5 protein-coding genes are annotated in these 6,160 nt (G+C 43.1%); 3 read left to right on the top strand and 2 right to left on the bottom strand.

The window, feature by feature from the left end; genetic code table 11:
• The first annotated feature begins 139 nt into the window (after positions 1–139).
• Both CAG68_RS12555 and CAG68_RS12550 read left to right on the top strand, forming a co-directional pair.
• Positions 140–1,219, top strand: coding sequence for a porin (locus CAG68_RS12555; protein WP_005378424.1), 1,080 nt, complete (start codon positions 140–142; stop codon positions 1,217–1,219).
• A 76-nt stretch (positions 1,220–1,295) separates the two neighbouring features.
• Entirely contained in the window at positions 1,296–1,973 is a 678-nt protein-coding gene (locus CAG68_RS12550) for a DUF2057 family protein (RefSeq protein WP_054729273.1), read from the top strand.
• 85 nt (positions 1,974–2,058) lie between these two features.
• On the opposite strand, the gene CAG68_RS12545 is transcribed toward CAG68_RS12550, so the two are convergent.
• Positions 2,059–2,760 carry a pseudouridine synthase gene (locus CAG68_RS12545; RefSeq protein ID WP_042522115.1) on the bottom strand — a complete coding sequence of 234 codons (702 nt, stop codon included), beginning with the start codon at positions 2,758–2,760 and terminating at the stop codon, positions 2,059–2,061.
• Between the two features lie 311 nt (positions 2,761–3,071).
• Here CAG68_RS12545 and CAG68_RS12540 point away from each other — a divergent pair, with 311 nt between their 5' ends.
• The gene (locus CAG68_RS12540; RefSeq protein WP_005378404.1) at positions 3,072–5,297 is read left to right on the top strand and encodes an NADP-dependent isocitrate dehydrogenase; all 2,226 of its coding nucleotides are present in this window, start codon (positions 3,072–3,074) and stop codon (positions 5,295–5,297) included.
• A gap of 185 nt (positions 5,298–5,482) precedes the next feature.
• On the opposite strand, the gene cspD is transcribed toward CAG68_RS12540, so the two are convergent.
• On the bottom strand, positions 5,483–5,701 hold the full coding sequence (cspD, locus tag CAG68_RS12535; RefSeq protein WP_005378407.1) for a cold shock domain-containing protein CspD: 219 nt from the start codon (positions 5,699–5,701) through the stop codon (positions 5,483–5,485).
• Positions 5,702–6,160 lie beyond the last annotated feature (459 nt).

Genomic DNA, 6,160 nt, shown 5'->3' with positions numbered 1-6,160 from the left:
CCAGAATAATCTTTTGCACTCTTAGCTCCAGATTTTGAGGAGGTGCTGTATAACGTTTTGTTAACGCTCTACCTCAAACATATAAAAAAAGGGAACCGGACAAGGATATCCCGAACTAAGAAAAGGCAGTGGATTAATTATGAAAAAAACTCTATTAGCACTAGCTGTAGTTGCGTCTGCAACTTCAGTGAACGCAGCTGAAGTATTCAAATCTGAAGAAGGTTCTGTAGATTTCTACGGTCAGCTACGTCCAACTCTTCTATTCACAGAAAAAACTGATCACACAGCAGAGCTAAACACTAGCTCTTCTCGTACTGGTGTGAACGCGGTTTACGTTGTTGACGAAAGCCTAAAAGTTCTGGGTGAAGTTGAAATCGGTGTTGCTCTAGGTGACAACTACGACGCAGGTGCTGATTCAAGCGAGCGTACAGATGACTCTGTATACGTACGTCGCCACATCATCGGCTTTGATATGGGTGATATGGGTACTCTTCGCTTCGGTAAAGAAGGTACTTGGGCGGATGACGTATACTTCGCAGATTACTCTTACTTCTTCGGTGGTAACGCAGCGGAAACTGCATACGGTCACGCTTGGAACAACGATTCTCAAATCAAATACGCTTACGAAAATGACGCATTCTGGCTAAAAGCTGGTTACGCGCTAGGCGAAAAAGATTCTAACGAAGAAGTACTAGAAGTATTCGTTGGTAAATCTTTCAACGACCTATCTCTACACGCTGGTGTACTTACTGCGAACAACGACATCAACGTAACTAAAGAGAAAAAACTAGTTCTTAATGGTGTAGAGCAAACAGTTTCTCACACAGAGCGTACTGATAACGAAAACCTATCTTTTGAAGTAACTGCTGAGTACGCACTAAACGAGCACACTCTAGGTGCTACGTACTACTACAACGAAAACGAAGATAAGCTAGGTAAATCAACAGTTGATTCACACTACATCGTTGTAGCTGGTATGTTCGCTGTTGCTCCTAAAACAACTCTATACTCTGGTTACGAGTACCTAGCTCAGTCTACTGACGAAGCAGGTAAAGTAGACGCAGACTCTTCTTGGTTCTACGCTGGTGTTGAATACAAGTTCTCTAAATGGGCACGTGTATTCGCAGAAGCGGGTTACACTTTCGAAGGTACTGACTTCGACAACAAAGACACAGACGACGCAACTAACTTCGGTGTTGGTGCTCGTTTCTACTGGTAATCAATACCCAGTTTGATATTGTAAGACCCAGCTATATGCTGGGTCTTTTACTATGAAGATAAGGATGAAAAATTCTATGCAGTTATCATTAAAAGTGGCAATGGCACTGTCTATTTTTGCCAGTACAAACCTCTACGCTGCAACGACTTTAGTGGTTCCAGAAGACGTGAAGTTATTGGCCGTCAACATGGAGAAGCCAGATCTAGAAGGTGGTCTTTTTTCTAGTGAGAAGACAATCGATCTACCTGACGGAACGAATCAAATTGTCTTCAAATATCAACCTACATTCGAAATTAACGAAAACCTTAAGACGGTTTACAGTGATGTAATCGTTGCTAAATTTGATGCTGAAAACGAAAAGCTAACGTTTGAACTGCCAGAGTTTAAAACTCTTCGCCAAGCGCAAAACAACATCTCGCCTCTAGATTGGCAATTACTGGATACCAAAGGCCAACCTATTGCTTTGGTCGAAGATGTATTAGAGTCAGATGGTGTTCAAATTGGTCGTAATTACCCTCAAGAATCTCGTAACTACAATATTGCTGGCGGTATCGCGAGTGTTGCTGTTAGCTATGTAACTGTGAATCAGCATCAACAATCAGTAAGTGATATCGAGCCTCGAGTTGAGACTAGTGATACCCGTTCAACAGCCGCATCGAACGACAGCCCAATGGTTGATGTATTAAAGACGATGTACCAGAAAGCGTCTCCGGCGGAAAAAGAGGCCTTTAAAAACTGGCTTGCTGAGCAGTAATCCCTTAGTTCATTAGATAGGGCTTAACTGAAAAAGTACGAATCTAAAAAGCAGGCTTTAAGCCTGCTTTTATCTTTTCTGCTTATTAGAGAGAGATTTCTCTCCATTCACCAGGCATTAGGTCGTTAAGGACGATATCACCCATCGAATGACGAATGAGGCGCAAGGTAGGGAAGCCAATGTGCGCAGTCATGCGACGCACCTGACGATTTCTTCCTTCAATAATGGTAATGGCTAACCAAGTTGTAGGGATATTTGCTCGAAAACGAACCGGAGGCGTTCTGTCCCAGACTTGTGGTTCTGGAATAACTTCAACTTCGGCTGGTAGAGTCATACCATCTTTTAGCTCTACTCCCTTTCTCAATTTTTCAAGATCTTGCTCCTGAGGAGCGCCATCGACTTGAACCCAATAAGTCTTCGGCGATTTTGACTTTGGCTGCGTTAGCTTCGCCTGCAAGATGCCATCGTTAGTGAGTACCATTAAACCTTCGCTGTCTCGGTCCAATCGGCCAGCCGCATAGACATTTTTGATCGGGATATAGTCCGCTAACGTTTTGCGACCATCGCCATCGGTAAATTGACTGAGCGTATCGTAAGGCTTATTGAAAATAATGACTTTACGATCTTTAGGGGGCACTTTTGGCTTTTGGCTCTTTGTTGGGCGATTAGGGCGGCGGTCTTGCTGAGTACGAGTCTTCGAGCCATTGCGAGCTCCTGAGTGTTTAAAATGGCCCGTTTTAGACTGGTTACGACTGCGACCTTTTTCCTGACCTGTACGAGATGACATGTTAACTACCCTGCAAAAATGTAAATGAACTGTGTTTGAAAGTTTTAAGTTTTCTCATGATCGGATATGATTTGCGCGCCTAAAACTAACAAACGCGCACAGAATGATAGACTAATTCGTGTTATTTGTTTAATTATATCAGTGCACTCATGGATTCAGAGCTTAGAGCTTCAAACTACAACAAAGAGTGCGAACCGTATGTGGCGTTAGTGAGGAGACATGTACTGCTAACGCGCAGCAATGCGTCAATTAAACCAACTCAGACGCTGAGTTGATCAGCCAACAAGTTGATTAAAAAATAGGGAAATTTCATGCCTACAGAAAAACCTACAATTATCTACACCATCACTGATGAAGCGCCGGCGCTAGCAACTTATTCATTACTACCAATCATTCAATCATTCACAGCATCGTCTGGCATCAATGTAGATACTCGTGATATTTCACTAGCAGGTCGAATTATCGCTAACTTCCCAGAGCATCTAAAAGAAGAACAGCGCATTGGCGATGCGTTGACTGAGCTTGGTGAACTAGCTCAAACTCCAGAAGCAAATATCATCAAGCTACCTAACATTTCAGCTTCAGTTCCTCAGCTTAAAGCGGCGATTAAAGAGCTTCAGGCGAAAGGTTACGATTTACCAAACTACCCAGAAGAGCCGAGCACGTACGAAGAGAAAGCGATTAAAGCGGCTTACGACAAAATCAAAGGTAGTGCGGTTAACCCAGTACTTCGTGAAGGTAACTCAGACCGTCGTGCTCCGACTTCGGTTAAGAACTACGCGAAGAAAAACCCACACTCAATGGGTGCATGGTCAGCAGAATCTAAGTCCCATGTTGCGAGCATGTCAGACAATGACTTCTTTGGTAGCGAAAAGTCTACAACTATCTCTGGTGCAACAGAGGTCAAAATCGAGTTTGTCGGTAATGATGGTACAGTTAAAGAGCTTAAGTCTGCGTTCCCATTACTAGATAAAGAAGTCATTGATACTTCAGTAATGAAGAAGAAGGCGTTGGTTGAATTTTTCGAGAAAGAGATTGCTGAAGCGAAAGCGCAAGACGTGCTGCTGTCTCTTCATATGAAAGCGACGATGATGAAAGTTTCTGACCCTGTCATTTTCGGTCATGCCGTAAAAGTTTACTACAAAGACGTTTTCGATAAGTACGGTAAGCTGTTTGAAGAGCTAGGCGTTGATGTAAACAATGGCATCGGTGATGTTTACTCAAAAATTGAGTCTCTACCTGAAGCGCAAAAAGCAGAAATTGAAGCGGCCATTCAAGCGGTTTACCAAACTCAACCAGAGCTTGCGATGGTTGACTCTGATCGTGGTATCACAAACTTACATGTACCAAGTGACATTATTGTAGATGCTTCTATGCCAGCAATGCTTCGCTCTTCGGGTCAAATGTGGGGACCAGATGGTAAACAAAAAGACACCAAAGCGATGATTCCAGATCGTAGCTACGCAGGTATTTACCAAGCGGTTATTGATTTCTGTAAAGAGCACGGCGCATTTGACCCAACCACTATGGGGAGCGTACCTAACGTCGGCCTAATGGCTCAAAAAGCTGAAGAGTATGGTTCTCACGACAAGACATTCATTCTAGACGCTGCGGGTACTGTTCGCGTTGTTGATGCTTCAGGTAACGTACTGTTAGAGCAAGCGGTTGAAGAAGGTGATATCTTCCGTATGTGTCAGGTTAAAGACGCACCAATCCAAGATTGGGTTAAACTAGCAGTGACTCGCGCACGTGCAACAGGTGTTCCAGCTGTATTCTGGCTAGATGAAAACCGTGCGCACGATGCTGAGCTCATCAAGAAAGTAAACGCCTACCTACCAGATCACGATACTGACGGCCTAGAGATTAAGATCCTATCTCCTGTTGAAGCTTGTAAGTACTCACTAGAGCGTATGAAAGCGGGCCTAGATACTATCTCTGTTACAGGTAATGTTCTTCGTGACTACCTAACAGACTTGTTCCCAATTCTAGAGTTAGGTACGTCTGCTAAGATGCTATCTATTGTTCCATTGATGAATGGTGGTGGTCTATTTGAAACAGGCGCTGGTGGTTCTGCTCCTAAGCACGTTCAACAAGTAGAAAAAGAGAATCACCTTCGTTGGGATTCTTTGGGCGAGTTCCTAGCGCTTGCTGCTTCGTTAGAGCATTTAAGTGTAGCGACAAACAATCCTAAGGCTCAGGTTCTCGCAGATACACTAGATAAAGCGACCGGTGAGTTTTTAGACACCAACAAATCTCCGTCACGCAAAGTGGGTGAGCTAGATAACCGTGGAAGCCACTTCTATCTTGCACTTTACTGGGCGAAAGCGCTTTCAGAGCAAACGGATGATGCGGATCTTGCTGCTGAATTTGCACCAATTGCAAAAGCGCTGTCAGAGCAGGAAGAAACGATCGTTGCTGAGCTAAATAATGCGCAAGGCGTGAAAGGTGAGCTAGGAGGTTACTACTTACTAGACGATGCATTGGTTTCTAAATTGATGCGTCCAAGCGAAACCTTTAACGCAATCATTAACAAGTAAGTTCGTGTTAAAAAACACGTCGTTTTCGGCGTGTTTCCTATCCTATAAGCGCGTTGTAAGTGTTCCTTTTGTAACACGTGCTCTAAATAGTAAGAAACCCGCTATCTTGGCGGGTTTATTTTTCTCTTCAAAACATCAACGTGGCGTTTCGAGAGCAATATTTTTATATTTCGACAGCGCTCTAATTATTTGGCTTGGCCTTCAAGAGGCACGACGCTACTCGCGTGACAGCCTTTGGGACCTTTTTCAATCTCGTAAGAGACTTGTTGGCCTGCTTTCAGTGTACGATAACCGTCCATCTGGATAGTTGAGTAGTGGGCAAAGATATCTCCCTCTTCTTCATCTGAACAAATAAACCCAAATCCTTTGGCATTGTTAAACCACTTTACTGTACCTGTAGCCATGCTTTACATCCCTCATGCATTTTTTACTGATGTTGTTACTGCAACCAAGTTATACCTTTAACTTGGTACTACCATTGTCAGCGAATGCCAACAAACGTCAAATCAATGATAAGTCACATTCATCAAACCACTTAAAGAAGAGAGGTTTCAAAATGATGATTTATGCATCGACACTTTCCACTGTAGTCAATGAATTTCGACAGTCAATAGCAGTGAGCAACAAACAGAAACATAATTGAAAACAAATCACTTTTGAGATTAACAAATTTGCAAACAGTTTTTCGTATATACGCAGAAGTTTAGTCAATTTGCCTATGAAGTGGCTCATACTGAAAAAGCCATACTGTCCGTGTTGCTTATGGGAGAAGAATCCTCTGACTGAATAAAAAATGAAGTTTTCGTGATAATTACCGTATTCTCAATGAGGAAGTGTGATCCAGATAGAAGATGATGGGGTGG

This window comes from Vibrio sp. V42_P2S4T144 (assembly GCF_009904715.1).
Taxonomy (GTDB): Bacteria; Pseudomonadota; Gammaproteobacteria; order Enterobacterales; family Vibrionaceae; genus Vibrio; species Vibrio alginolyticus.
Note: the sequence above shows the minus strand (reverse complement) of the source record. Positions and strands in the feature narration are given on the sequence as shown.